This window comes from Enterococcus sp. B2E4 (assembly GCF_030499455.1).
In the GTDB taxonomy this organism is placed as follows: domain Bacteria; phylum Bacillota; class Bacilli; order Lactobacillales; family Enterococcaceae; genus Enterococcus_D; species Enterococcus_D casseliflavus.
The window spans coordinates 1-809 of the sequence record NZ_JAUKPK010000051.1 but is presented as its reverse complement, the minus strand read 5'-3'; the positions used below and the strand labels follow the sequence as shown (position 1 = coordinate 809).

The window sequence follows — 809 nt, the reverse complement described above, 5'->3', positions numbered from 1 at the left end:
GGTTCTGTTGCAAAGTCTCAAAAAGGTCATTAGTTTTTCAAGATGATTCTTATTTAAGCAGGGATTCCTAATAGTCCTTTGATTTCTGTACAGACGGAAAAGCCAAAAAGAGACCCTTCTTTTCGGCTTTTTTTATAAATTCCTCGAATCGCTTCCATGCCTTTAATCGTGGTTGAGGCTGTTCGCAAACTTTGGTAAAATTTGTTTCTTCGCTTAATTGGACGATGGTCTTGTTCAATCAGATTATTCAGATACTTGATTGTTCGATGTTCTGTTGTTATATACAGTCCATTTTTCTGAAGCTTTCTGAAGGCACTCTTAATAGAGGGTGCTTTATCCGTTACTAGAACCTTTGGTTCTCCAAACTGGTTCTTCAGTCGTTTTAGAAAAGCATACGCAGCCTGTGTGTCGCGCTTTTTCCGTAACCAGATATCTAAGGTTAAGCCATCTACATCGATAGCGCGATATAAATAATGCCACTTTCCTTTAATTTTGATATAAGTCTCGTCCATTTTCCATGAATAAAAGGACTGTTTGTTTTTCTTTTTCCAAATTTGATAAAGAATCTTTCCGTATTCTTGCACCCAACGGTAAATTGTGGTGTGACAAACGTGAATTCCTCGGTCATACAGAATTTCCTGCACTTCACGATAACTCAGGTTGTACCGAAGATAGTAGCCGACGGCTACGATAATCACGTCTTTTTGAAATTGTTTTCCTTTGAACTGAGTCATCTTCATTCCTCCAAGCTATCTTTTTCAATTATTTTACCTCAAAATGAGCTTATCGGAAACTTTGCAACAGAACCC

The 809-nt window shown here is 37.7% G+C and carries 1 protein-coding gene; it reads right to left on the bottom strand.

What is annotated here, in order from left to right; all coding sequences use genetic code 11:
* Positions 1–53: 53 nt before the first annotated feature.
* Positions 54–734, bottom strand: coding sequence for an IS6-like element ISEnfa1 family transposase (locus Q1X33_RS16570; protein WP_000191454.1), 681 nt, complete (start codon positions 732–734; stop codon positions 54–56).
* Positions 735–809: the final 75 nt, after the last annotated feature.